Consider the following 26,104-nt stretch of genomic DNA (forward strand, 5'->3'; position numbering starts at 1 on the left):
GTCCGTCGGCTCTTCGGGGCGCCAGGGCCTGCTGCTACCGGCCGCAGACGGACCGTACGGACCGGGCCAGCGCCGGCGAGTGCAGGACGTCCAGGTGCTGTTCACGACGTACGTGCGCGGCGGCGCCCGCCAGCGACGGGACACAGCCCGGTGACGTCCGCGCTTCCCCGGACGCGGCGATCGCCCGTACCAGCGCGTCGTTGACGCGGTTGATCTCCTTGCGCACCTCACCGAGGTCCGGCCGCTCGGCCGGCGCCTGCGCGGGGTCCAGGGTCCACCGGCGGTGGAGGCCGCGCTGCACGGTCTTGTTGGCCTCGATCTGGTCCCGGAAGATCCGCGCGGTCCACTGCGGATCGGTGCCGAGTCCGGCCGCCTGCCGCGCGACCGCGTCCAGGACCTGCTGCTCGCGCGCCGGATCGTCGACGGGACTGCCGGTGCCCCACTTGGCGGCGGCCACCAGGTCTGCGGTGGCGAGGCGCCGGGCGGACAGATCGGCGAGCGGGCGCAGCGCGGCCGTGTCCCGGGCGGCGGGGTGTGCTGTCGCCGGCGTCGGGGCGGCGGTCAGGAGGACGGCCGTGGCGGCGGCCGCGGTCAGCAGCCGCCGCAGGGGAGTTCGCGCGTTCCGTATCACCAGTGCCACCCCGCCACCTTCGTTCACGTGTCACGCGTGCCGCCCGTCCGCCCGATCGTACGGCCCCGCCCCTCCCGCCGCCCCCCTCAAGCCCTCCCTTTCAGTGCCGCGCGTGCAGGACGCGGTGCTCGAAGCGGGCGAACGCCACCTCCTGCCGCCACTCCAGGGCCGCCTTCAGGTTCTTGGCGAGGAACCGCGTGCAGGCCGCGCGCGGCTCACGCGCTCCCGGGCGTTCCATACGGCACGGGCGCGCCAGTTCGTACGCGCGCTGCCCGTCGCTCCGGTCGGCCCACAGACCGCGCCCCGGGAGGAAGGCGTGTTCCAGGGAAGCGCGCGCCAGGTCCTTCAGTTCCCGGTAGCGCAGTCCGTACGTGACAGCCGCGTACCGGTACTCGTTGCTGATGTTGCTGCGGGAGATCCCGGGGTCGTCGGTGGAGAGCACGACGGGTACGCCGTAGCGCCGGTAGAGCGGGAACGGGTGGTCGGCGCCGGAGACGCCGAGGATCTGCCGGTTGCTCGTGAACGGCACCTCCACCGCGATGCCGCGCCGGGCCATGGTGCGCAGGAGCGCGGGCGCGTCGTCCTCGTGCGCCACGTCGACGCCGTGGCCGATGCGCTCCGCGTGCCCGGTGCGTACCGCCTCGTTGATGTGGAAGCGCAGGTCCTCGGGCTTGACCAGGCCGGGGACGAGTTCACCGGCGTGCAGGGTGATGTGGGCGCGCGGGTAGACGCCGTGCAGGAAGTCCAGCATCCGCATGTGGAGCCGGTAGTTGCGCAGCGCGTTCCGCTCGTCCTCCGGCTGAACGAGGTTCACCGCGACGTACCGGTGGTCGCGTTCGGCCAGGCGCATGGCGAGCGCCATCTGGGTGAAGACGCGCTCGGACTTGCCACTGCGCGACACCTGGGAGATGTAGCGGACGGTCGTCCGGCAGCCGGGGGCGGGCTTGCGTGTGTCACAGCCCGCCGCCTTGCGGAACTCCGCGGTGCCCTTGTCGATCTCCCGGCCCGCGTCGCGTACGAGCTGGTCCAGCTTGCCGCCGGCCACCAGCAGTTGGTGCATCCGGCGCAGGTCCGCGTGGTAGCCGACCTGGTCGGCCAGTTTCTTGCTGCCGCCGGAGGCGGGCGTCAGCATCGTCTCCAGGTAGAACTGGTTCTGCCGGGCAGCGGTGTTGGCGACGTCGGCCAGCAGCCTGCCGCCGTGGCGCCAGGTGACCTCACCGAACTTCCCGAAGGCCGCGAAGAAGTGGTCGTGCCCGGACTCACCGGACGCGGACGAGAAGTCCTGCATCGACCAGGCCCGCAGAATCTGCCGGTAGAACGCGCGGTCCTTACGGGCCTGTACCGCCGGACGCGTCCCCGGCCCGCACGGGGCGGGGCGAGCGGTCATCGTCCTGGTCTCGATGCAGAGACCGTCGTCCCCCGCCAGTTTGATCAGCAGGTCGGTGGAGGCCGCGCCGGACAGGTGGTTGTGCAGGTCGGCGCCCTTGGGCAGGTCGTGGAAGAAGGCGCGCAGCGCCGCCGGCCGCTTCCTGATCCCGTCGAGGTAGGCGGAGACCCGGCGTTCGGCGCCGGTGGGGACGGCGACCGCGCGCGGGGCTGCCGGGTCCGGGGCGGCCATGTCCTGGGCTGCCGGGTCCGGGGCTGCCGGATCCGAGGCGGCCGGGGCCGGTGGCGCGGCGAGTGCGGAGGTCGGCAGCAGGGAGAGCACGGCCAGGGCGCCCGCCCCCATGACGAGGGGAACGGACCGGCGGTGCCGTCGGCGATGACGAGGGGGAGTGATCACCGGCTCATCCTGGCGATTTCGGCGGGCCCCGAGGGCAACGGCATGCGGGCCTGCGTCCCCTTGGGTGAACAAGATCCCGCCAAGGTGCGGACCGGAAACGCCCGGTACGGCACGGTCCGCTGCCTCGGCCCCGGCGAACGGTCAGCCGATCCGGGTCATCGTGGACTCGTAGCCTCCGCCGCCCGGATAGACCCAGGCGCCGGCCAAGGTGTCGCCGTCCGCGGTGAAGGTGCCCCGGTAGTACGCGGGCGAGCCCTTCTCACCGGCCCAGATGGTCAGGGTGTCACCCGCCAACTCGTACACGTAGTCGAAGGTGTGGCCCTCGCTGTCGTAGAAACGGGAGGTGATGTCGTCCCCCGGGGCCTCCGCCCCGTAGGGCTTCTCCCTGCCGATCACCTCCATGCCGGTGACCCGCTGTCCGTGCTGCTCCAGGTCGACGTCCTGCACCAGGAAGAAGCCCCCGTCGAGCGGGCGGAAGGCGACCGTGCCGGCCGCCCCGCCGTCGACCCGCCACCGGCCCACGAGCCGCCCCAGCTCCCGGATCCCCTCGTCCAACCGCACCACTGCGCCACCCTCGGTCCGCTCCGTCACGTCCGTTCCTCCCTGTCACGCGCATCCGTCGCGCATCCGTCGCGCCGCCACCGGTTCGCGTCGTACGTGTCCGTACGACCCGCACGTGTCCGTACGACCTGCACGTGTCCGTACGACCCGTACGTGTCCGTACGCGCCTGTACGCGTCCGTACGACCCGCACGCGTCCGTACGCGCCTGTACACGTCCATGTCCCTACGCACCCGCATGGGCAGCGGCGCCCTACGGCTCATACGACCGGCGGGCTCCCGGAAAGGAATCGGCGGCCGGGAGTGACCCGCGTCACAGCCCGGCGCTGCCGCCCCGGACCTCCTCGGGCGCCAGGGCGGTGGCGAGGCCGAGGGCGGGCAGCAGGTCCGGCGCGAAGGTGGTGATCTCGGCGATCCGGCCGTCTTCGACGCGCAGCACGTCGATGTTGACCGCGGTGTACGACGGCGCCCCGGGCAGCCGTACGTAGTTCGCGGCGGCCGGCTGGCGGTTCACGGCGAGCGGTACGGCGTGCCAGTCGCCCCAGGCCTGCTCGCCCTCCAGAACCGCACGCCACATGCCGAGGACGGCCGCACGCCCGTCGAACACCAGGTGGGCGGGCGGCATGGTCTGCCGGACGTCCTCGCGCAGCAGGGCGGCCAGCGCGGTGATGTCGGCCGCCTGCGAGGCCGCGACGAACCGCCGGAGGAGGGCGCGTTCGGCCTCGGTGGGCCCGGTGGCCCCTCGCCCCCAGTCGGCGCGCCGCTCGGGCAGCTGCTCGCGCAGTGTGGCGCGGGCACGTTGCAGCGCGCTCTTGACCGCGGCGACGCTCAGCTCGAGCATCCCGGCCGTCTCCGCGGCGGGCAGGCCCACGACGTCGCGGAGGATCAGTACCGCACGCTGCCGTGGCGGCAGGTGCTGGATGGCCGCCAAGAAGGCCAGTTCGACGGTCTCCCTGGCGATCGCCGCGGCTTCCGGCCCGTTGCCGGCCGGTGCGGCCCGGTCCAGCAGGGCGTCCGGGTAGGGCTGCAGCCAGGTGATCTCGGCCGGCGCCGAACGCGTGGGAACGCCCGCGCCGTCGACCGCCACCGCGATCTCCCGGCTGCGGGCGGGGCCGGCCAGCGCGTCCAGGCAGACGTTGGTGGCGATGCGGTACAGCCAGGCCCGGAACGTCGCCCGTCCCTCGAAACCCGCCCTCTTGCGCCAGGCCCGCAGCAGCGCCTCCTGTACGAGGTCCTCCGCGTCGGTGAAGGAACCGAGCATCCGGTAACAGTGCACGCGCAGTTCGTGCCGGTAGCGCTCGGCGAGGCGCGCGAACGCCTCCTCGTCCCCCGCACGGACCGCGGCTTCCACCTGCTCGTCCGTCCGCCCGTCCGCCTGCCCGCCCACCCCTGGTGTCCCTTCGGCCCCCGGCCCCCGCACGCCGCCCCTCCTCGTACCGCACCGTGTCCGTACGGCGGCTGCCTGCCCGCCCGGTCCGTCACGATACGGCCGGGCAGGCAGCGGCGTCGGAGCGGGGCCCGGTCAGGCCCGGTCAGTCACGGTCCGACACGCTGGTGACGCCCACGTTGGCGTTCTTGGCGAGGCCGTCGACCGGGGACAGGAACCCGCCCTTCGAGGGCAGTTCGACCCGGCCGTGGCTCCCGGCGGGGCGCTCGCCCCGCCCGTCGTCCGAGTCGGCGTGCGCCACCGCGGGCAGCACCGCACCGGACAGGGCCACGGCGGCCAGGAGACCGAGCGTCGCACGGATGGTCATACGAAGTGATGTACGCATGATGTTCCTTTCGAGGGTTGCGCGGTCAGCGCACCACGGGAAAGCAGCACCACTGCGGCATTGGGCCGTCCGTGGGCGCGCCCACACCCTCCGTACGGACCGGAGGCCGGACCGGAGGCCGGACCGGAACCTCCGGAACCTGCGTCGAGACCGGACCGGAGACCCGGCCACGCACGCACAGGACCGCCGGTCCGGCCGGAAAGCCTCAAGGCTGGGGCACGAGGAACGTCCGCACCGCGTCGAGGAACTCCAACGGCCGCTCCTCGTGCACGAGGTGGCCCGCGCCCTCCACCGTGACCAGGCGGCAGTCCGGGATGCGCTCGGCCAGGTCCTGGAGCTGCTGCTGCGGGATGTGACTGGTGGAGCCGCCGGCGATCACCAGGGCGGGGGCGGTGATCTTCGCCAGGCTGTCCCACCACACCGGGTCCGGCGCGTTGCGCTGCGCCACCACGGCCACCTTGGCCTGCCAGTCGAAGGCCGGCGGCCCGGGCGGCGGGTCCGGGATCTCCTGCGGCGGTGACGCCGGGACGGGCGGGGCGGCCTCCTCCAGCACCAGACGTTCCACCAGCTCCGGCCGGTCGGCGGCCAGCAGCAGCGCTACGAGCGCACCCAGGGAGTGGCCGATGAGCGCCACGGGGCCCAGCCGCAGCTCCTGGAGGAAACCGGCCACATCGTCGCGCCACCGCTCGAAGCCGTACTCCCCCGGCCAGTCGCTGTGGCCGTGCCCCCGGAGATCCAGCGCGTACACCCGGTGGGTGGTGGCGAGCTGACCGACCACGCCGCGCCAGTCCTCCCCGTCCTCACCGAGGCAGTGCAGCAGCACCGCCGGGGGCGCGTCCGCGTCACCCCAGCACCGGTATGCCAGGCGGACGTCACCGACCTGCACTTTCTGAACGTCACTCATGCGCTCGAAGCTACCCGCGCAGGACTGCGTCACGCCCCTTGACGCGTTCGCCGCCCGCTGATTACTTGGACCGCAGCCAGCTACCGAATGATCGGTCGGGACACGGAACGGTGACACACATGCCGGATGCGCGCAGCGGGAGTACGGAGACAGGTACGGAAACGGCCACGGCGGCCGGCGTGACGGGCGCGGCCGAAGCGATCGACACGGTACGGCGGCTGTCCACCGACGAGCTGCGGGCCCGGCAGCTGGAGCGGCTGCGCGCCTCGCTGCGGCACGCGTACGAGAACGTCCCCTTCTACCGGCAGTCCTTCGACCAGGCCGGAGTCCACCCCGAGGACTGCCGGTCACTCGCGGACCTGCCCCGCTTCCCCTTCACCGTCAAGGACGACCTGCGAGCCCATTACCCCTTCGGCATGTTCGCCGTGCCGCAGGACCGGATTCGCCGCATCCACGCCTCCAGCGGCACCACCGGCCGCCCCACCGTCGTCGGCTACACCGAGCACGACCTGTCCGTCTGGGCCGACGTCGTCGCCCGCTCGATCCACGCGGCGGGCGGCCGGCCCGGCCACACGGTCCATGTCGCGTACGGGTACGGCCTGTTCACCGGCGGCCTCGGCGCGCACTACGGCGCCGAACGGCTCGGCTGTACGGTCGTCCCGGCCTCCGGAGGCATGACCGCCCGGCAGGTGCAGATCATCCGGGACTTCCGGCCCGAGATCATCATGGTGACGCCGTCCTACCTGCTCACCCTCCTCGACGAGTTCGAACGGCAGGGCGTCGATCCGCGGACCACCTCCCTGCGGACGGGCATATTCGGCGCGGAGCCGTGGACGGAGGAGATGCGCCGCGAGATCGAGGAGCGCTTCGCGATCGACGCGGTCGACATTTACGGTCTGTCGGAGGTCATGGGCCCCGGCGTGGCCCAGGAGTGCGTGGAGACCAAGGACGGGCTGCACATCTGGGAGGACCACTTCTACCCGGAGGTGGTGGACCCGGTCACCGGCGAGCCGCTGCCGGACGGCGAGCACGGCGAACTGGTCTTCACCTCGCTGACCAAGGAGGCCCTGCCGGTGGTCCGTTACCGCACCCGGGACCTGACCCGGCTGCTGCCCGGCACCGCCTGCCCCGCCTTCCGCCGGATGGAGAAGGTCACCGGCCGCTGCGACGACATGATCATCCTGCGCGGCGTCAACCTCTTCCCCGCCCAGGTCGAGGAGATCGTGCTGCGCACACCGGGTGTCGCGCCGCACTTCCAGCTCCGCCTGACCCGCGAAGGCCGCATGGACCACCTGACCGTACGCGCGGAAGCCCGCCCGGACGCCACCCCGGAGGAACGCACCGCCGCCGTCGCCGACATCGCCCGCGGCATCAAGGACACCATCGGTGTCTCCGTCGCCGTGGACATCGTCCCCCCGGAAACCCTGGAACGCTCCCTGGGCAAACTGAAACGCATCGTCGACGCCCGCGACTGAAGCACGCCGGACCAGCTCCCGGGCCGCGCCCGCTCCCCTCCCCCGCACCAAAGAACCGGGCTCCCGCCCCGCTTCCCCTCTTCCTCCTCCCCCCTGGCCCTCCCCCCCCCGCCCCCGCCCCTCCCCTCCCTTTTCCTCGCTCCCCTCCCCTCCTTCTTCCTCGCTCCCCTCCCCTACCGAGAACGCGGCGTGATCAGCGCATACGGCGCCCCGAACGGATCCCGCAGCATGGCCAGCCTGCCTATGCCCTCGGCGTCCGACGGCGGGACGACGACGGTCGCGCCGCGTTCGGTGGAGGCGGCGGCCGTCGCGTCGCAGTCGTCGACGCCGAAGTACGGGTGCCACTCCGACGCCGCGCCCGCCGCGACGTGTTCGGGGGCCAGCTGCATGATGCCCGAGTGGCCGGCGTCGCCGGCCGGGTCGGTGCCGGCGGGCGAGGCGACCGTGTAGATCATGTTCTCGCCCATCTCGTTGTCCCGCGTCTCCCATCCGAAGACCGTGCGGTAGAAGTCCTTCGCGGCGGCCGCGTCGGTCGTGTACAGCTCGGTCCAGCACGCCGCGTTCGAGACGCTGACCGCCTCCATCCCCTGGACGTCGCCCGGCTGCCAGGCCGCGAACTCGGCGCCGGCCGGGTCAGTGAACCCGGCCAGCCGGCCGGCGGTGAACACGTCGCACGGGCCGAAGCGGACCCGGCCGCCGGCCTGCTCGACCGTCTTGGCCAGCGCGTCCACGTCCGGGCTGTGGAAGTGGACGGTCCAGGCCGGGCTCGCGCCCTCCTCGGTCAGCGGTCCGGCCCCGGCGACGGTCCTGCCGTCGAGCTGGAAGAAGCCGTACCCGCCGGCGTCGGGGCCGGCCGACCGGAACGTCCAGCCGAAGACGCCGCCGTAGAACGCGACCGCCGTATCGATGTCGGGAGCCCCGAGGTCGAGCCAGTTCGGCGCGCCCGGGACGTACTGAGTGGTGAGCATGATGATCTCCTCCGGCGTCCTGTCGTCTCGTCGCGGCGCGACGCGGGCGGCCGCCGAGCGAGCACGTACGCCCTCGTCACCGGGGATCACGCGGTGTCGGTCGGTGCCTTTCCCCCGGCACTTCTCAGCATGGCAGGGGGGTCTGACAATCGCCCCTCGCAGCCTCCCGGAACAAGATCGTTCAGGCGTCGCCGGAGCGGAACCGGTCCCGGAGTTCGCGCTTGAGGATCTTGCCGCTGGCGTTGCGCGGCAGTTCCTCGACGAACAGCACCCGCTTGGGCACCTGGAACCCGGCCAGCCGTTCCCGCGCGGTCTCGATCAGCTCGGCCTCGTCCGGCGCCCCGGCCCCCGCGCGGAGCACGACGACCGCGGTCACCGCCTCGATCCAGCGCTCGTCCGGCAGCCCGATCACCGCCGCTTCGGCGACCGCCGGGTGCGCGTACAGCGCGTCCTCGACCTGCCGCGAGGCGACCAGCACGCCACCGGAGTTGATGACGTCCTTGACCCGGTCGACGACGGTGAAGTAGCCCGCCGCGTCCCGCACCGCCAGGTCCCCGGAGCGGAACCAGCCGCCGCGGAACGCCACCGCGGTCTCCGCCGGCTTGTCCCAGTAGCCCGAGCACAGCTGCGGCGAGCGGTAGACGATCTCGCCGGGCGTGCCGTCCGGCACCTCGATGCCGCGCTCGTCCACCACCCGCGCCTCCACGAACAGCACCGGCCGGCCGCAGGAGTCCAGCCGGCCCTCGTGCTCGTCCGGCCCCAGCACGGTGGCCAGCGGGCCGATCTCGCTCTGCCCGAAGCAGTTGTAGAAGGCGAGGCCGGGCAGCCGGGCGCGCAGCCGCTCCAGGACGGGCACCGGCATGGCGGACGCGCCGTAGTACGCCTTACGGAGGCCGCCGAGGTCGCGGGAGGCGAATCCGGGGTGCCGGGTGAGACCGATCCACACGGTGGGCGGCGCGAACAGGCTGTCGGCGCGCCCCGCCTCCACCAGTTCGAAGATCCGGTACGGGTCCGGGGCGTCGAGGATGGTGTTCTCCGCGCCCACGGCGAGGTAGGGCATCAGGAACACGTGCAGCTGCGCCGAGTGGTAGAGCGGCAGGCTGTGCACGGGCCGGTCGGTGGCCTTGAGGTCCAGGGCGGCGATCGCGGACGCGTACGCGTGCACCAGGGCGCCGTGCGTCATCATCGCGCCCTTGGGCAGCCCGGTCGTACCGGACGTGTAGAGGAGCTGCACCAGTTCGTCGGCGCCCGATCCGTACGGGCCGTCCGTACCGCCCGTCTGGACGACCGCCGTCCCCATGGGCAGCCCGTCCCGCGCACGGTCCAGCAGCGACCCGGTGGCGTCCCGCAGCGGCATGGTGCGGACGCCGGGCGGCAGCCGGTGTTCCAGCGCGGGGTCGGTGAGGACGAGGGAACTGCCCGACTGTCCGAGGATGTAGCGCAGTTCGTCGCCGGTGAGGTGGTGGTTGACGGGTACGTGCACCAGGCCCGCGCGGGCGCAGGCCAGGAAACCGATCACGTACGCGTCGGAGTTGTGGCCGTACGCCGCGACCCGGTCACCGGGCTCCGCGCCGCCGTCCAGCAGGGCGCACATGGCGGCCGTCACCGCGTCGTCCAGTTCGCGGTAGGGCCAGGACCGGTCGCCGTGGCGCACCGCCGTGCGGTCGGGGGTCCGCTGCGCGCTGCGCCGCAGGATGCCGTCGACCGTGTTCGCCCGCACTGCCGTCATGGCGCGATCCTGTGCCCCGGCCCGGCACGGGTCAAGAGCACGATCGACCACCGTCCCCCCTCTCTCCCCGAGCCGACCCGGTACGCCACACCGACCTCGTACGCCGAACCGGCCCGGTACGCCGAACCGGCCCCGTACGCCGGACCACCCCGGTACGCCGAACCAACCCCGTACGCCGGACCACCCCGGTACGCCGAACCAACCCCGTACGCCAGACCACCCCAGTACGCCCAACCAACCTCACACGGCCCGCTCCCGCCCCGCCCAGTACGGATCGCGGAGCCGCCGCTTGTAGAGCTTGCCGTTCGGGTCGCGTGGCATGGCCGCGACGAAGTCGAGGGATCTGGGGCGCTTGTAGCCCGCCAGCCGCTCCGCGCAGTGGGCCAGGATCGCGTCGGCGAGCTCCGGGCCCGCCGGGTACCCGTCGGCGGGCTCGACGACGGCCTTGACCTGCTCGCCCCAGTCGTCGTGCGGGATGCCGAAGGCCGCCGCGTCGGCGACGGCGGGGTGGGTGAGCAGGGCGGCCTCGATCTCGGCGGGGTAGATGTTGACCCCGCCCGAGATGATCATGTCGATCTTGCGGTCCCGGAGGAAGAGGTAGCCGTCCTCGTCCAGGTGACCGAGGTCGCCGACGGTGAAGAAGTCGCCGATGCGGTTCTTGCGGGTCTTGCCCTCGTCCTTGTGGTAGCTGAAGCCGCCGGTGGTCATCTTCAGGTAGACGGTGCCGAGTTCGCCGGGCGGCAGGCGGTTGCCGTCGTCGTCGAAGACCGCCAGTTCGCTGATGGGCCAGGCCTTGCCGACCGTACCGGGCTTCTTGAGCCAGTCCTCGGCCGTGGCGAACGCGCCGCCGCCCTCGCTCGCCGCGTAGTACTCCTCCACGCAGCTCCCCCACCAGTCGATCATGGCCCGTTTGACGTGCTCGGGGCAGGGTGCGGCGCCGTGGATCGCGTGCCGCATCGAGGTCACGTCGTAGCGCGCCCGTACCTCCTCCGGGAGGGCCAGCAGCCGGTGGAACTGGGTCGGCACCATGTGCGTGTGGGTGCAGCGGTACGTGTCGATCAGGCGCAGCATCTCCTCGGGCGTCCACTTGTCCATCAGGACGACCCGGTGCCCGATGTGCAGGGACGCGCCCGCGAACTGGAGTACGGCCGTGTGGTAGAGCGGCGAGCAGACCAGGTGCACGTTGCCGCCGAAGGGCCGGATGCCGAAGATGCCGAGGAAGCCGCCGAGCGGGGACTCCTCGGGCAGTCTCCCGGAGAGCGGGCGGCGGATGCCGCGGGGGCGGCCGGTGGTGCCGGAGGTGTAGTTCATGACCCAGCCGAGGGTGCGGTCCTGCGGCGGGGTCTCCGGCTGTCCGTCCAGGAGCGCGGCGTACGGCCGGAATCCGGGCACCTCGCCGACGGCGTAGCGGTGGCCGGGCGGCAGTCCCGCCTCGTCGGCGGCGGCGCGGGCGGCATCGGCGAACCGTTCGTGCGCGATCAGTGCCTTGGCCTCCGAGTCGCCGACGATCCAGGCGATCTCCGGGCCGACCAGGTGGTGGTTGACCGGTACGAGGTAGAAGCCCGCCTGGGTGGCGGCGAGGTAGGCGGTGAAGAGTTCCACGCCGTTGGGCAGCACCACGGCGAAGGCGTCGCCCCGCTCCAGGCCCGCGGCGCGCAGCCCGTGCACCAGGCGGTTGCAGGCGGCGTGCAGCCGGGCGGCGGTCCACTCCTCGCCGTCCGGGGCGATCAGGACCGTACGCCCCGGGTCGGCGGCGGCCTGCGCCCAGAAGCCGTTGGGGGTGGGTGACGCCATGGATGCCGACATGCGTGTCCTCCTCGGCTGGGAGCCGGTGGTGTCTAGAGCCCGCCCGTACGCCCGGCGATGCGGTCGATACGGTCGACGGCCCGCTCGAACCCGCGGGTCAGGTCGTCGAAGACCGCCTGCACACTGCGTTCGGAGGTCATCTGCCCGACGATCTGGCCGACCGGGGTGCCCAGCAGCGGCTCGACCTCGTACTTCTGGATACGGGAGACGGCCTCGGCGACCAGCAGCCCCTGGAGGGGCATCGGCAGTGGTGCCGGACTGGACGGGTCGTCCCAGGCGTCCGTCCAGGCCGTACGGAGCTGGCGGGCGGGCTTGCCGGTCAGCGCGCGCGAGCGGACGGTGTCGCCGGAGCCCGCGGCGAGCAGCTTCTCGGTGAGCCGCCGGGAGTGCAGCCCGGCCTCCTCGGTCGTCAGCCAGACGGAGCCGAGCCAGACGCCCTGGGCGCCCAGCGCCAGCCCGGCGGCGATCTGCTCGCCCGTACCGATGCCGCCGGCCGCGAGCACCGGCAGCGGGTCGACGGCGCGGACCACCTCGGGTGTCAGCACCATGGTGGCGATCTCTCCGGTGTGGCCGCCGGCCTCGTAGCCCTGCGCGACGACGATGTCGATGCCGGCGTCCTGATGGTGGCGCGCGTGCCGGGGGCTGCCCGCGAGGGCGGCGACGAGGATGCCGTGCGCGTGGGCGCGTTCGACGACATCGGCGGGCGGTGAGCCGAGCGCGTTGGCCAGCAGTTTGATCGGGTACGCGAAGGCCACGTCGAGCTGGGAGCGGGCCACCTGTTCCAGCCAGCCGGTGATGCGCCAGCCGGACGCCTCGCCCGCGGGCAGTTCGGGCACCTGGTGCTCGGCCAGGGTCTCTTCGACGAAGCGGCGGTGCTCGGGCGGGATCATCGCCTCGATGTCCGCTTCCGAGACGCCCTCCACCTTCTTCGCGGGCATCACGACGTCGAGGCCGTACGGTTTGCCGTCGGTGTGCCGCTCGATCCAGTCCAGGTCGCGGGCCAGGTCGTCGGCGGCCGCGTAGCGGACCGCGCCGAGCACGCCGAAGCCCCCGGCGCGGGTGATCGCGGCGGCCACCGCCGGGAACGGCGTGAACCCGAAGACGGCGTGCTCGACTCCCAGCCGGTTGCTCAGCTCCGTCTGCATGGCCGCAGGATGCCGCAGGGAGGCGGAGGAGGGAAGAGGGTTTCTGATGGTTCGTCAGTCCGCAGCTGGATGACGCGTCAGCCCGTTACTCGGCGGTACGCCAGCCAGCAGCTTGGCGGTACGCCAGCCCGTGGCTCGCCGGTACGTCGGCCCGTGGCTCGCCGGTACGCCAGCCAGCAGCTTGGTGGCACGTCAGCCGGCAGCTTGGCGGCGCGCCAGTCGGCACACCTTGACGGCACGTCAGCGACCCTCGCCGGCCGTCACCCCTGCCCCATGACGGCCATCGCGGCATTGTGGCCCGGAATGCCGCTCACCCCGCCGCCCCTGACCGCGCCCGCCCCGCAGAGCAGCACGTTGGCGTGCGTGGTCCGCACACCCCAGCGGGCCGCCGCGTCATCCCCGTCGGACGCTGTCCCGTACTCCGGTCCAGCCCCTGTCCCGTCCCCGGTGCTGTACGGGAACGCCAGCTCCCGGTGGAAGATGTTGCCGCCCGGCAGGCCGAGGTCGCGTTCCAGGTCGAGCGGGCTGCGGGCCTCGATGCACGGGCGGCCGTCCGCGTCGGTGGCCAGGCAGTCGGTGAGCGGTTCGGCCAGTACCGCGTCGAGCTGGGCGAGGGTCGCCGCGAGCAGGCGCTCCCGGGTGGCGTCGTGGTTCCCGGTGAAGAGGCGGGCCGGGGTGTGCAGGCCGAAGAGGGTCAGCGTCTGGTAGCCCTGGCGTACCAGGTCGGCGCCGAGGATGGAGGGGTCCGTCAGGGAGTGGCAGTAGATCTCCGAGGGCGGCGCGGCGGGCAGTTCGCCGGCCGCTGCCTGCCGGTAGGCGGTCTCCAACTGCTCGTACCCCTCGGCGACGTGGAAGGTCCCGGAGAAGGCCAGCCGCGGGTCGACGCCGGTGTCGCGCAGCCGGGGCAGCCGGGTGAGCAGCATGTTGACCTTGAGCTGGGCGCCTTCGACGGGCTCGGGAGGCCGCTCGCCGAGCAAGCCTGCGAGGGTGTGCGGGGCGGCGTTGACCAGGACGTGGCGCGCGCCGACCGTGCCGTACGCGGAGGTGACCTCGGCCGTGTCGCCGTCGGTGGCGATCCCGGTCACCGGGCAGTCGGTGACGATCTCCGCGCCGGCCTTGCGGGCGGCGTCGGCGAGTGCGTCGGTCAGCGCGCCCATGCCGCCGATCGGCACGTCCCAGTCGCCGGTGCCGCCGCCGATGACGTGGTAGAGGAAGCAACGATTCTGCGCCAGGCCCGGGTCGTGGGCGTGCGCGAACGTGCCGATCAGCCCGTCCGTGAGCACCACGCCCCGCACCAGGTCGTCGGCGAACACCTCCTCGACCGTCTCGCCGAGCGGCCGCTCGAACAGCGCCTCCCAGGCCGCGTCGTCGTCGATCCGGGCGCGCAGCGCGGCGCGCGTCGGCAGCGGTTCCGTGAGGGTGGGGAAGACGCGTTCGGCGACCCGCCGGGTCATGCCGTAGAAGCGCTGCCAGGCCGCGTACTCCCGGTCCGAGCCGGTGAGCCGGGCGAACGAGGCGCGGGTGGCGCCCTCGTCGGTGCTGACGTACAGGCCGGTGGGGCGGCCGCCGCGGACCGCCGGCGTGTAGGAGGAGACCGAGCGCCTGCGGACCGCGAAGCGCAGGCCCAGATCGCGCACGATCTTCGGCGGCAGCAGGCTGACGAGGTAGGAGTAGCGGGACAGCCGCGCGTCCACGCCGCGGAAGGCGTGGGTGGAGACCGCGGCGCCGCCGGTGTGGCCGAGCCGCTCCAGGAGGAGCACCCGGCGCCCGGCCCGTGCGAGATAGGCGGCGGCGACCAGGCCGTTGTGCCCGCCGCCGACGATGACCACGTCGTACGAAGTCCGTTCCGGCATGTCTCTTGGTAGCACGCGGTGATCGCCGCCGCCAGGTACGGACGGCTGAATTCCGGGAGCCGCCCAGCGCGGCGCCTTGCCCGCCCACTCCTACGTTCCTAACGTCCGACGATGCGTTGTATCGGCCTGCTCCGTCCCCCTGTGAGGTGACCTGTGCACATTTCGTCGGCAACGCGTCCCCCGAGGCGCACCCTGACCCGCCTGAGCGCCGCCGCCCTGAGCGCGGCGGGTGTCCTGTCCGCTGCCGCCGCCTTCCCGGCGGCGGCCACCCCCACCGCACCCGGCCCGGCCGGGCCCCCGACCGGCACACGCACCGCCACGGCCTACCCGAACCTCACGCCCAGACCCCCGATGGGCTGGAACAACTGGTCGTACTACATGTGCGACATCGACGAGAAGGTCGTCCTCGGCAACGCACGGGCCCTGGTGAAGTCCGGCCTCGCGGCCAAGGGGTACGACACGGTCACCGTCGACGACTGCTGGATGCGCCGGCAGCGCGACGCCCGGGGCAACCTCGTCCCGGACCCGGCCCGCTTCCCGCGCGGCATGGCGTACGTGGGCCGCGAACTGCACCGGATGGGCCTGAAGTTCGGCATCTACGAGGACGTCGGCAAGCTGACCTGCGAGAAGTACCCGGGCAGCTTCGGCCACTACCAGCAGGACGCCGACCTCTTCGCGAAGTGGAAGGTCGACTACCTGAAGATGGACGGGTGCAACCTGCCCACCGCCCCCGGCAAGACCAAGGAGCGGACCTACCACGACGCGTACCGGGCGGTCAGCCAGGCCCTGCGCCGGACCGGCCGCGACATCGTCTTCTCGGTGTCGGCGCCCGCCTACTTCCAGTACGACGGCGACCAGGTCTGGCACCAGGTCATCCGCTGGTCGTCGCAGGCCGGCAACCTGTGGCGGGAGGGCCGCGACATCGCGGTGGAGAAGCACAGCGGCGCCAGGAAGTGGTCGTCGATCAAGTACAACTACGCGTACAACGCCAAGCTGGCGCACTTCCAGCGGCCGGGCCGCTGGAACGACCCCGACTTCCTGCTCGCGGGCGACTCCGGGCTGACCACCCGGCAGATCCAGAGCCAGATGTCGCTGTGGGCCATGATGGCCGCACCCCTGATCTCCAGCACGGACCTGACGAAGATCTCACCGGCCGCGCTGCGGGTCCTGGGCAACCGGGACGTGATCGCCGTCGACCAGGACCCGAAGGGCGTACAGGGGCGCGTGGTGCAGCAGGGGCCCGGATACGACGTCCTGGCCAAGCCGCTGCAGAACGGTGACCAGGCGGTCGCGCTCTTCAACTCGGGCGACGCGCCGCGCACGCTGTCCACCACCACCGCGACGGCCGGCCTGCGGAAAGCGGGCTCGTACGAGCTGCGCGACCTGGTCACCCGGCGCGCCACCCGCACCGCAGGAAAGATCTCCGTACGGGTGCCGGCGCACGCGACGGTGCTCTACCGGGTGCGTGCGGTGCGCTGAGCGGCCGCGGCGCCGGGCCGGGTGCGGAAGGCGCAGCCCTCCTTCAGCCCCGGCCCGGCCGGCCCTCCACGGGCCTGACGCCTCACTCCCACCCGGCCGTCCCGCCACCGGCCACGCCGCAACTCCCCTCCTTCGACCTCGACCTCGACCTCCATATCGACCTCCATATCGACCTCGACCTCGACCTGCTCTCAGCCCCGCCCCGGCCCCCGCCGCTGCCGCAGCTCGGCGACCCGGCGGTACAGCGCCACCGCCTCGGTGGAGCGTCCGAGCTGCTCCAGGCACTGGGCCTCGTCACCACGGCTCGCGAGCGCGTCGGGATGGTCGGCACCCAGCACCCGTTCGCGGGCCGCGGCGACCTGCCGGTAGACCGCCAGCGCGTCGGGCCAGCGGCCCAGCCACCCGAGGGCGACGGCGATCTCCCGGCGGCTGACGAGGGTGTCCGGGTGGTCGGCGCCCAGTACCTGCTCACGGAGCGCGGCCACCGACCGGGCCTCGGTGAGCGCCTCCTCCCACCGCCCGAGGCGGCCGAGGTTGACGCCGAGCCCGTGCCGGGCCCGCAGCGTCTCGGAATCGGCCGGGCCCTGCGCGGCCGTACGGGCGTCGACGAGGTCCCGGTACAGCTCCAGCGCCTCCGCGCTGCGCCCCAGGCGCCCCAGGCTTATGCCGACCTCGTAGCGGGCGGCGAGCGTGTCCGGGTGGCCGGGCCCCAGCGCCTGGGCCCGGTCGGCGGCCACTTCCCGGTACGTCCGCAACGCCTCCGTCCACCTCCCCAACTGCCCCTGCAAGTACGCCACCTCGTAGCGCGTCACGAGCGTGTCCGGATGCTGCGCCCCCAGCACCCTGGCGCGCGCCGACGCCACGTCGCGCGCCATCCGGTACGCGTCCTCCAGCCGGCCCAGGCGGCTGAGGTTGAAGGCGAGGTTGTGCCGGCAGCGCAGCGCGTCGGGGTGCTCGGGGCCCATCGTGCGCTCGCGGGCCGCGAGGACGGACACGTACACCTGGTGCGCCTCGAAGTGCCGCCCGAGCCGGCCCAGCGCGTACGCCGTCTCCTGGCGGGCGGCCAGTGTGTCCACGTGGTCGGCGCCGAGACTCCGTTCGCGCCCGGCGGCCACCCGCTCGTACTCGCGCAGCGCGTCGGCGGGCCGGCCGGACCGGGCGAGGGTGAAGGCCACCTCGAACCGGCTGGCGAGGGTGTCGGGGTGGTCCGGCCCGAGCGCGTGCTCCCGCTCGGCGGCGACCGCGCGGTGCACCTCCCCCGCCTCCGCCCACCGGCCGAGCCGGCCGAGGCTGAGCCCCGCGTTGTGGCGGGCGGCCAGCGCGGCGAGGTGTTCGGGCGAGGGCGCGGGGCGCTCGGTGACGTACGGCGCCGGGGTGTCGCGGCTGAGCGGCGGCAGACCGCTGGTCCACGAGCCGGTGAGCCCGGCGGCGCCCGCGGTGCCGGACACCCGCGGCGCACGGGGACCGGCCGGGGATCCACTGCTCATGCCCTGCGTCCAGGCCGGCAGGCGGTGCCCGGCGCGCGTCGGCGCGCGGCCGCCGGGCCGCTCCGGGAGCGTCGCCTCCACGGTGGGGTACTCCGGCGGCCTGCGGGCCGAGACGAGTCGTTTCACCAGCTCCGCGGCGTCCCGGGGCCGGTCCTCCGGGTCCTTCGCCAGCAGGTCCAGGACGATGCGCTCGTACGCTTCGGGCAGGTCGGGACGGTGCCCGCGCGGCGGCTCCGGTGCCGTGTCCCGGTGGCCGACGAGCACCGCCCACGCGTCGTCGAGGTCGAACGGCGGCACCCCCGTCGCCAGCTCGTACAGCACGCACCCCAGCGAATACAGATCGCTGCGGTGGTCGACCGTCCCGGCGCCGATCTGCTCGGGCGACATGTAGTGCGGCGTGCCCATCGCCACGCCCGTACCGGTCAGCCGGGCGGTGAACCCGATGTCGTGCCCCAGCCGGGCGATGCCGAAATCGCAGATCTTGACCGTCCCGTCGGCGATCCGCACGATGTTCGCGGGCTTGAGGTCGCGGTGCACGATGGACTGCTCGTGGGTGTAGGCGAGGGCGGCCGCGACCTGCTCGGCGATGTCGGCGAAGTCCGGTACGGGCAGCGGGTCGTGCCGGTTGTCCTCCAGCAGCTGACTGAGATTGCGCCCGTCGAGCAGCTCCATCACGAGGAACAGGATCCCGTCGGCCTCCCCGAAGTCGTGCACGACCGTGATCCCGCGGTGCTGCAGCGCCGCCGCCACCCGCGCCTCCCGCCGGAAGCGCTCCCGCAGCACCCGCATGAACGACGGATCGTGCTGCGGTCCGAGCGGCTTGAGGCACTTGACCGCGACCTGCCGCCCCAGCGACTCGTCCCGCGCCCGCCACACCTCCCCCATCCCGCCGCGCCCGATCAGGTCGAGCAACCGGTACCGCCCCTGAACCAGCCTGCTCTCCACCATCGCCCGCCCGCGCCCCCGTCCCCACCGCGTTGAGCCGCCGCGATTCCCCCTTGGATGCCCCGCCCGGTCAGTATGGCGGGGCGGGGGCGCGGGGTGTAGGGCGCTGAGAGGCGTCCCGGGGGGCGGCGCCCGCGCGCTACCGCCGCACCCGCGGCATCCCCAGGCCGATCCACGCGATGATCTCGCGCTGGATCTCGTTGTTGCCGCCGCCGAACGTGAAGATGACGGCGGAGCGGTAGCCGCGTTCCAGTTCGCCGTTGAGGACGGCGCCGGCCGAGCCGTCCTTCAGGGGGCCGGCCGCGCCCACGACCTCCATCAGCCAGGCGTACGCGTCGCGGCGCGCCTCCGAGCCGTAGACCTTGACGGCGGAGGCGTCCTGCGGGGTGAGCGTGTTGCGCTGGAGGGCGTCCACCATCTGCCAGTTCAGCAGTTTCATGGCGTCCAGCCTGGTGTGCGTACGGGCCAGCCGGCCGCGTACCCAGCCGAGGTCGATGACGCGCCGGCCGTCGGCCAGCTTGGTCGCGGCGGCCCAGCGCTGCACGTCGTGCAGGGCGCGGACGGCCATCGTGCCGTGGGCGGCGAGGGTGACGCGTTCGTGGTTGAGCTGGTTGGTGATGATGCGCCAGCCCTGGTTCTCCTCGCCGACGCGGCGGGTGAAGGGGACGCGGATGTTCTCGTAGTGGCTGGCGGTGGTGTCGTGCGAGGCGAGGGTGTTGATGCGGGTGCAGGAGTAGCCCGGGTCGGAGGTCGGTACGAGGAGCAGGCTGATGCCTTTGTGCGGCGGCACGCCGTCCTCGACGGGGGCGGTGCGCACGGCCAGCCAGACCCAGTCGGCCGTGTCGCCGTTGGTGGTCCAGATCTTCTGCCCGTTGACGAGGTAGCCGTCACCGTCGCGGACGGCCCGGGTCCGGAGCGAAGCGAGGTCCGTACCGGCGTCCGGTTCGCTGTAGCCGATCGCGAAGTCGATCTCTCCGGAGAGGATCCTGGGCAGGAAGTACGCCTTCTGTTCGGCGGTGCCGTACCGCATGATCGTCGGTCCGACGGTGTTCAGCGCCATCAGCGGCAGCGGCACGCCCGCCTGCGCGGCCTCGTCGAAGAAGATGAACTGCTCCATCGGCGTCATGCCCCGGCCGCCGTACTCCTCGGGCCAGCCGACGCCCAGCCAGCCGTCCGCGCCGAGCCGGCGGACGGTCGCGCGGTAGAAGCGTTTCTGCGCGGTGGGGCCCGGCGGGGCGGAGCCCGGCGACGAGGTTCCGGGCCCCGGCGCGTCCGGTGCGGCGGCGCCGGAGCCGTGGAAGCGCGCGTACGCGCCGTCGGGGACCAAGGCGGCGAAGTACTCCCGCAGCTCGGACCGCAGCCGCTGCTGTTCCGGGGTGTATTCGAGGTGCACGGCCCCTCCTGGTCTGACCGGCCCGGTCGTGCGGTGGTGCGTACGTGCCCCGGCGCACGGCGGGCGCGGTACGGCGCTGCGCGGCTGCGCGGTGGACGCGTTCCTGACGGGCCGTCGGGTAATGGGTCGTGGGCACAGTAGAACGTGTTCCATTGATACGGAAGGGTGCGGGCCCCGGCCGGAGGCTGCCTGTCCGGAGGCTGCCCCGGGCCGCTTCGCGGCGGTCACCTCAGCAGCTTGAGGAAGTCCGTCTGTCCCGCGCCGGGGTACCTGGTGTCGGAGGGCGGCTGGTTCGCCATGTACTCGACGCCGGGATCGTCGTCCGGCGCTTCGTTGCCCTGCTTGTTGCCGGGCAGGTCCGCGTCGCCGCAGTGATTGAGCGGGCTGCGGAAAGGGACCTGGCCGAGGAGGCCGGCGGCGTTTCCGGTGGTGTGCGTGGCGGCCCCGCGCGCAGCGCTGAACCGGCCGTTGAGACAGGTGTTGTCGTGGGACGGCGACCCGATGACGATGATGCCGCCGGCCGACGCGGGTTCCGCACCGCCGAGTGCGACCGCTGCGGCTGCCGCTGCGGCCATGACCGCGAAAGCTGTGAGTGTCCTTCTCCGTGCCATGATCCAGGAACGACGATCTTCCCGGTAAGTCATCTTCGGTACTCCGACTGGCCTCCCGCCAGGGTCCTCCCGTCACTACAGCGGCTGTGAGAGGCGATGCAGGGCCAGGTCCGGGGCGAGGGGACTGTGGGACCGCCGGACCGTGGCGCGGTGGACCCGTACGACGGCGCGGTCGGCGGGCAGGAACGGGTGTTGCGTACGGCGGGCCTGATCGGCGCCCGAGGAGGCGGACGCCGACCGCGGCGGCTGCCTGCTGGGCGGTGGAGACCACGCCGGACGCCGAACCCGCGCAACGTGGTCCCGCCCTCCTGCCTTCCGGTCCTCCCGCCTCCTGCCCTGCCGCCCGCCTCCCCCGCCCCTCAGTCCCCCGCCTCCGCCAGGCGCCGCAGCAGCGGTTCGATCTCGGTGAGTCGGCGGATCTCGTCGGGCCGCAGCGAGACGAGGCGCTTGGCCAGCACCTCGGCCTCGCCGCGGGCGACGTCGGCGAGCGCGGTCGCACCGCGTTCGGTGGCCAGGACGCGGCTGGCCCGTCCGTCCGTGGGGTCGGGTTCGCGGCGGATCAGGCCGGCGGTCTCCAGTCCCAGTACGGCCGCGGTGGCGGTCGGCTGGGAGCAGGGAACCCAGGCGGCGATCTCGCCGATCCGGGAGGGGCCCCGCTGCGTCAGCATGGCCAGGACGGCGAGCTGGGTCGGCTGGATGCCGCCCGCGGCGGCCCTGCTCAGGCTGCGCGTCAGCCGGCGCAGGGAGATCACCAGCTGGAGTGCCGCGTCGTCAGCGATTGTCATCGTTCAGCCCATCGCGCCGCCCGGTTCGGGTCAGGAAAGGGTAAGGCGGGGCTGGTAGATGTCCAACCACAGGGCCAGGTCCAGGGTCTTTTCGAGGCCCTTCCGGGACGCCTGGGTGCTCTGCGGCGCGGCGTGGTCGACGGCCCGCTTGAGCCATTCGCGGTCGACGATCTCGAAGACCGGGTGCGAGGAGCGCGACAGGAGGTCCTTGGCGTGCTGCTGGAGCGCGACCGCGTACGTGGGGTCCTGCGTCGACGGGTACGGGCTCTTGACCCGGTCGTACACCGATGTCGGCAGTACGTCGGCGGTGGCCTCGCGCAGCAGGCTCTTCTCGCGGCCGTCGAACGACTTCAGCGCCCACGGCGTGTTGTAGACGTACTCCACCAGCCGGTGGTCGCAGAACGGCACCCGCACCTCCAGGCCGACGGCCATGCTCGCGCGGTCCTTGCGGTCGAGCAGGATGCGTACGAACCGGGTCAGGTGCAGGTAGCTGATCGTGCGCATCCGGTACTCGAAGTCGCTCTCCCCGTCGAGGCGCTGTACGTCCTTGATCGCGGTCCGGTATCCGTCCCGCACGTAGGAGCGCAGGTCGAGGGTGTCGGCGAGTTCGGGGATGAGGACGTCGGCGTCGTCGCCGAAGTGCTCGGCGAAGTGGACCAGCCAGGGGAACGTTTCCGCGCGCCGGGCCTCCTCGTCGAAGAACTGCTTGTAGCCGCCGAACACCTCGTCGGCCGACTCGCCGGAGAGGGCGACGGTCGAGTGCTGCCGGATCGCCTTGAAGAGCAGGTAGAGCGAGGCGTCCATGTCACCGAAGCCCATGGGTATGTCGCGCGCCCGGATGACCTTCGCGCGCACCTCGGGGTCGGCGAGGGCGTCCGAGTCCAGGACGATGTCCTGGTGGTCGGTGCCGGCGAGGCGGGCCACGTCGTGGACGTACGGCGTGTCGGGGGTGGCGCGCAGGTCGTCGGCCACGAAGTGTTCGGTCTGGCCGACGAAGTCGACGGCGAAGCTGCGTACGGTCTCCCCCGTCTCGCCCAGTTGGCGGGCGGCCAGCGCGGTCATGGCGGAGGAGTCGAGACCGCCGGAGAGCAGGGTGCACCGCGGCACGTCGGAGACGAGCTGGCGGCGGACGATGTCGTCGAGCAGCGTACGGACGTGGGCGACGGAGGTGTCCCGGTCGTCCTCGTGGGCGCGGGTCTCCAGCGACCAGTACACGTGCCGGCGCAGGCCGCCGCGGTCGACGGTGACGACCGTGCCGGGTTCGACCTCGTACATGCCGTCCCATACGGCGTGCCCTGGCGTCTTGACGAAGGCGAAGAGTTCACGGACGCCGTCGAGGCCGACGCTGCGCTCGGCGAGCGGATTGGCGAGGATCGCCTTGGGCTCTGAGCCGAACAGCACGCCGTCGGGCGTCTCGTAGTAGTAGAACGGCTTGATGCCCATCCGGTCGCGGATCATGACGAGCCGCCGGCGCTGCTCGTCCCAGACGGCGAACGCGTACATGCCGTTCAGCCGCTCGGCGACCGCCTCGCCCCACTCCAGGTAGCCGCGCAGTACGACCTCGGTGTCGGATGCGGTGCGGAACCGGTGTCCCCGGGCGGCGAGTTCCTCGCGCAGCTCGCGGAAGTTGTACGCCTCGCCGGAGTAGACGATGACCACCGGGCTGCCGTCCGCCCTCTGCGCGGTCATCGGCTGGCGGCCGCCCGGCAGGTCGATGATCGCGAGGCGGCGGTGGCCGAGGGCGGCCGGCCCCTGCACCCACGTACCACGGTCGTCGGGCCCGCGGCAGGACATCGTCTCCGTCATCGCGTCGACGGTCTCCTGCTCGGAACGCAGATCACGATCGAAGGAAATCCAGCCGGTGATGCCACACATGCCATGCCCTCCTCTGTCCGTGTCCGACCCGGGAGGGGGGCGCCCGGATGCCGGTTGCCGGTCGTCCGGATGCCGGTCGTCCGGATGCCGGTCGTCCGGATGCCGGTCGTCCGGATGCCGGTCGTCCGGATGCCGGTCGTCCGGATGCCGGTCGTCCGGATGCCCGGTTGCCCGGATGCCGATCGCCCGGTTGTCCGGATGCCCGGCCAGTCGGTTGCCGGTCGCCTGGTTGTTCGGTCCGGTCCGGTCGCCAGTAGCCCGGCTGCCAGTTCGCCAGTTCGCCCGGCTGCCAGTTTGCCCGGCAGTGGGGAACCGTGCGCGGGCAGGGCGGGACGCGGCGGCGCGACGCCCTCGCGGGTCAGTTGTATCGAGCACCTATATACCGAGGGTGTTCCTCGCGGTGCCGCACCGTCAACCTGGCCGTAACACAGGGCCGGTCACTCAACGAGGCCGGGCGCGCCACGACTTGAGGCCCCGCCATACCCCTGAACTGCGGATTCGGCGAGCAGCGGCAGACCGGGCATGCCCCCGGAGGATGGCCCGCCCCTTACGACAACCTGGGAAAGGCTTTACCCGGGAAACACAGCAGCAGCCGACACGCAGTGCCCAGGTCCACCACCTCCCGCCGCTCCCGCTATCCCCCGCTGCCTCCCCATACCTCCTCCCCTACCTGCGGAAGACATGCAGTGCCCTGCCCAGCGCACCTCCCACCCGGCGGATGAAACCGCGCCGGCGCCGGGGCAGGGTGATGTCGCCCGCGGCCCGCCAGTCCGCTGCCTGCGCCACCATCGCGGTCAGGCTCCGGTAGAAGGCCGAGGAACGGTCGGCCCCGTCCAGGTCGGCCCACGTCAGGATGTGCGAGAGGACGCCGTCGTACTCGTGGTACGGGCGGGCCCGCATGTGATCGGTGAGCTTGGTACGTATCGCCCGCTGCCGCTCGGGCGTCAGCCGGGACGCGGGCAGCTCGTCCAGCAACCGCTGCACATTGCCGACGACCAGGTCCACGAAGGCGTCACGGCGCCGTGCGTCCACCCGGCCCAGCCGGGCGTTCTGGTAGTCCTCCTCGCGCCCTGGTGTCTCGGTCCGCACCCGGGCGTCCTCCGCCGGGGACAGCTGCGGCGCCCGGAAGTTCAGCATCCGGGAGTCGTACGCCTGGTTGACCGCGACATGGGTCAGCTCATGAACCATCACCGCGAGGTGATCGCTGCGCGGCATGCCCGGCGGGTGGGCGTAGGAAATGGCGTAGCGCCCGTGACCGAGGTCGCGGGTGTTGCCGCCGCCCGCACCCGTCGTCCGCTCGAAGTCCGCCCGGTTGACGTGGCCGAGCAGTTCCCCGAGCAGCCGCTGGACATACGGGTCGCGGGTCTCCCGGGAGTAGTCGTGCAGCAGTTGCCGGTCCTGTGCCGTCGAGTCGTCCGCCACGATGCCCTCCGCTCGGTGTGGCCCGGGGTGCGGTGGGCGGCCGCGCCGGTGTACGGGGCCGCCGCCGTCGCACCGCACCGGTGGCGCGGTGACGCGTGCTCACGCGCCAGTCTGCTGAGCCCCGGCCGCCCCGCGGAATACGTAAACCCGCCTCACCCCCCGCCCCTGCCCCACCCCCGACCCCAGCTCCCCCGTCGCTCCGTCCCCCCGGCCCGGGCCCCATGACCTGACCGGCGTCGACCGAACGCCCGTGACCCGGCGTCGGCCGAACGCCCATGACCCGACATCGACCGAACGTCCCTGACCCGACGTCGGCCAGACGCCCGCGCTACCGTCGGTCAGACGCCCGCGCTGCCGTCGGTCAGGTGCCCGCGCTGCCGTCGGTCAGACGCCCGTGCTGCCGTCGATGCGCTCCCGTATGAGGTCGGCGTGACCGCAGTGCCGGGCGTACTCGGCGATCATGTGGGAGTAGATCCAGCGCAGGCTGACCTCATTGCCCCGCCACAGGCCGGTGTCCTCCAGCGCGTGGGCGGCGCAGTTCTCCCGGGCGCGCTCCACCTCGGCCTGCCATATGCGGCGGGACTTCTCGTACGTGTCGTCCTCGTCGAGCCCGAACCCGCGGTCAGCGGGCTGGACATCGGCGTCGGAGCTGAAGATGGCCGGGGCGTCCTCCCCGGTCAGGACCCTGCGGAACCAGGTCCGCTCGACCTCCGCCAGGTGCCGGACGAGGCCGAGCAGGGTGAGCGTCGAGGGCTCTGCCGACTCCTTGCGCAGCTGCTCCTCCGTCAGACCGTCGCACTTCTGGGCGAGGGTGACGCGGTAGAAGTCCAGCCAGCTCTCCAAGGTGGCCCGCTCGTCGGCGACCATGGGCGGGAACGTGCGTTCAGGTGTGCTCATGTCCGTCATGGTGACACGAGGGACTGACAAAGCCGCTGAGCTGGGCTTCTTCGCACCCTGCCGCGATCGCCCGCAGTGCCGCCAGGTGCCGCTGGTACACGGCCCGGCCCTCGGCGGTCAGCGCCAGCCAGGTCAGGGGGCGGCGGCCGGCCCGGCCCTTGGCCACGGCCACCCAGCCCGCCGCCTCCAGCGCCGCGGTCTGCTTGGACAAGGCGGAGTCGGGGACCTCGACCAGGTCACGCACCACGGCGAACTCCGCCCGGTCCACCGGCGCCAGGGCCGCCACCACGGACAGCCGTACGGGAGAGTTGAGCAGCGGCACCAGGGCATGCCGGGGGTGACTGCCGCGCGGACCGGCCGGACCCGCCTCCGCCGTCACGACACCCTCCGCCTTTCGAGGACGGCCCCCACGGCGAGCGGAAGCGCGCACACCGACGCCGCGACCACCACGAACGTCCGACTGCCCGGAAACACCAGGTGCCCGAGCAGGAGCACGGCGGTATAGGCCACTCCCCAGCAGCCGATCAGCACACCGTGCCGCACCCCGAACCCGCGGCGCACGATCCGCTGCCGGGCCACGTACGC

21 protein-coding genes are annotated in these 26,104 nt (G+C 72.7%); 2 read left to right on the forward strand and 19 right to left on the reverse strand.

Annotated elements, in window-relative coordinates; translation table 11 throughout:
* Positions 1 to 34: 34 nt before the first annotated feature.
* The 6 genes from AB0L45_RS28590 to AB0L45_RS28615 form a co-directional block, all read right to left on the reverse strand.
* On the reverse strand, positions 35 to 631 hold the full coding sequence (locus AB0L45_RS28590) for a chorismate mutase (RefSeq protein ID WP_365845119.1): 597 nt from the start codon (positions 629 to 631) through the stop codon (positions 35 to 37).
* Between the two features lie 100 nt (positions 632 to 731).
* Positions 732 to 2,360, reverse strand: coding sequence for an adenosine deaminase (locus AB0L45_RS28595; RefSeq protein WP_365845121.1), 1,629 nt, complete (start codon positions 2,358 to 2,360; stop codon positions 732 to 734).
* Between the two features lie 195 nt (positions 2,361 to 2,555).
* Positions 2,556 to 3,005: a hypothetical protein gene (locus AB0L45_RS28600; protein ID WP_365844881.1), complete on the reverse strand. Its 450-nt coding sequence runs from the start codon at positions 3,003 to 3,005 to the stop codon at positions 2,556 to 2,558.
* A gap of 281 nt (positions 3,006 to 3,286) precedes the next feature.
* Complete coding sequence (locus AB0L45_RS28605) at positions 3,287 to 4,393, reverse strand: RNA polymerase subunit sigma-70 (RefSeq protein WP_365844883.1); 1,107 nt, start codon at positions 4,391 to 4,393, stop codon at positions 3,287 to 3,289.
* A gap of 112 nt (positions 4,394 to 4,505) precedes the next feature.
* On the reverse strand, positions 4,506 to 4,727 hold the full coding sequence (locus AB0L45_RS28610; RefSeq protein WP_365844885.1) for a hypothetical protein: 222 nt from the start codon (positions 4,725 to 4,727) through the stop codon (positions 4,506 to 4,508).
* 223 nt (positions 4,728 to 4,950) lie between these two features.
* Positions 4,951 to 5,649, reverse strand: a complete 699-nt coding sequence (locus AB0L45_RS28615) for an alpha/beta hydrolase (RefSeq protein WP_365844887.1) — start codon at positions 5,647 to 5,649, stop codon at positions 4,951 to 4,953.
* A gap of 119 nt (positions 5,650 to 5,768) precedes the next feature.
* Between AB0L45_RS28615 and paaK the strand changes: the two genes are divergently transcribed.
* Complete coding sequence (paaK, locus tag AB0L45_RS28620; RefSeq protein ID WP_365844889.1) at positions 5,769 to 7,124, forward strand: phenylacetate--CoA ligase PaaK; 1,356 nt, start codon at positions 5,769 to 5,771, stop codon at positions 7,122 to 7,124.
* A 173-nt stretch (positions 7,125 to 7,297) separates the two neighbouring features.
* On the opposite strand, the gene AB0L45_RS28625 is transcribed toward paaK, so the two are convergent.
* From AB0L45_RS28625 to AB0L45_RS28645, 5 genes are all read right to left on the reverse strand, one after another.
* Positions 7,298 to 8,092 (reverse strand): VOC family protein, encoded by a 795-nt coding sequence (locus AB0L45_RS28625; protein WP_365844891.1) that lies wholly within the window; start codon positions 8,090 to 8,092, stop codon positions 7,298 to 7,300.
* A 181-nt stretch (positions 8,093 to 8,273) separates the two neighbouring features.
* Complete coding sequence (locus AB0L45_RS28630; RefSeq protein ID WP_365844893.1) at positions 8,274 to 9,821, reverse strand: acyl-CoA synthetase; 1,548 nt, start codon at positions 9,819 to 9,821, stop codon at positions 8,274 to 8,276.
* A 240-nt stretch (positions 9,822 to 10,061) separates the two neighbouring features.
* Positions 10,062 to 11,615 (reverse strand): acyl-CoA synthetase, encoded by a 1,554-nt coding sequence (locus AB0L45_RS28635; RefSeq protein WP_365845123.1) that lies wholly within the window; start codon positions 11,613 to 11,615, stop codon positions 10,062 to 10,064.
* Between the two features lie 44 nt (positions 11,616 to 11,659).
* Positions 11,660 to 12,772: a nitronate monooxygenase family protein gene (locus tag AB0L45_RS28640; protein WP_365844895.1), complete on the reverse strand. Its 1,113-nt coding sequence runs from the start codon at positions 12,770 to 12,772 to the stop codon at positions 11,660 to 11,662.
* A gap of 260 nt (positions 12,773 to 13,032) precedes the next feature.
* A complete protein-coding gene (locus AB0L45_RS28645; RefSeq protein ID WP_365844897.1) occupies positions 13,033 to 14,625 on the reverse strand; it encodes an NAD(P)/FAD-dependent oxidoreductase in 1,593 nt (530 codons plus the stop codon).
* A gap of 153 nt (positions 14,626 to 14,778) precedes the next feature.
* Between AB0L45_RS28645 and AB0L45_RS28650 the strand changes: the two genes are divergently transcribed.
* Positions 14,779 to 16,104: a glycoside hydrolase family 27 protein gene (locus AB0L45_RS28650; RefSeq protein ID WP_365844899.1), complete on the forward strand. Its 1,326-nt coding sequence runs from the start codon at positions 14,779 to 14,781 to the stop codon at positions 16,102 to 16,104.
* 191 nt (positions 16,105 to 16,295) lie between these two features.
* Here AB0L45_RS28650 and AB0L45_RS28655 read toward each other — a convergent pair whose 3' ends face one another.
* The 8 genes from AB0L45_RS28655 to AB0L45_RS28690 all read right to left on the reverse strand — a co-directional run bounded on the left by AB0L45_RS28655 (position 16,296) and on the right by AB0L45_RS28690 (position 25,898).
* On the reverse strand, positions 16,296 to 18,539 hold the full coding sequence (locus tag AB0L45_RS28655) for a serine/threonine-protein kinase (RefSeq protein ID WP_365844901.1): 2,244 nt from the start codon (positions 18,537 to 18,539) through the stop codon (positions 16,296 to 16,298).
* Positions 18,540 to 18,675: 136 nt separating this feature from the next.
* Positions 18,676 to 19,929, reverse strand: a complete 1,254-nt coding sequence (locus AB0L45_RS28660) for an acyl-CoA dehydrogenase family protein (protein ID WP_365844903.1) — start codon at positions 19,927 to 19,929, stop codon at positions 18,676 to 18,678.
* Positions 19,930 to 20,153: 224 nt separating this feature from the next.
* Complete coding sequence (locus tag AB0L45_RS28665) at positions 20,154 to 20,504, reverse strand: hypothetical protein (protein ID WP_365844904.1); 351 nt, start codon at positions 20,502 to 20,504, stop codon at positions 20,154 to 20,156.
* 395 nt (positions 20,505 to 20,899) lie between these two features.
* Complete coding sequence (locus tag AB0L45_RS28670) at positions 20,900 to 21,325, reverse strand: MarR family transcriptional regulator (protein WP_365844906.1); 426 nt, start codon at positions 21,323 to 21,325, stop codon at positions 20,900 to 20,902.
* Positions 21,326 to 21,355: 30 nt separating this feature from the next.
* Entirely contained in the window at positions 21,356 to 23,200 is a 1,845-nt protein-coding gene (gene asnB, locus AB0L45_RS28675; protein ID WP_365844908.1) for an asparagine synthase (glutamine-hydrolyzing), read from the reverse strand.
* A gap of 666 nt (positions 23,201 to 23,866) precedes the next feature.
* On the reverse strand, positions 23,867 to 24,622 hold the full coding sequence (locus AB0L45_RS28680) for a hypothetical protein (protein ID WP_365844910.1): 756 nt from the start codon (positions 24,620 to 24,622) through the stop codon (positions 23,867 to 23,869).
* Between the two features lie 384 nt (positions 24,623 to 25,006).
* A complete protein-coding gene (locus AB0L45_RS28685) occupies positions 25,007 to 25,519 on the reverse strand; it encodes a DinB family protein (protein WP_365844912.1) in 513 nt (170 codons plus the stop codon).
* On the reverse strand, positions 25,506 to 25,898 hold the full coding sequence (locus AB0L45_RS28690) for a transcriptional regulator (RefSeq protein ID WP_365844914.1): 393 nt from the start codon (positions 25,896 to 25,898) through the stop codon (positions 25,506 to 25,508). The genes AB0L45_RS28685 and AB0L45_RS28690 overlap by 14 nt, the downstream gene beginning before the upstream one ends.
* Between the last annotated feature and the right edge of the window lie 206 nt (positions 25,899 to 26,104).

Source organism: Streptomyces sp. NPDC052496, assembly GCF_040679095.1.
GTDB lineage: Bacteria > Actinomycetota > Actinomycetes > Streptomycetales > Streptomycetaceae > Streptomyces.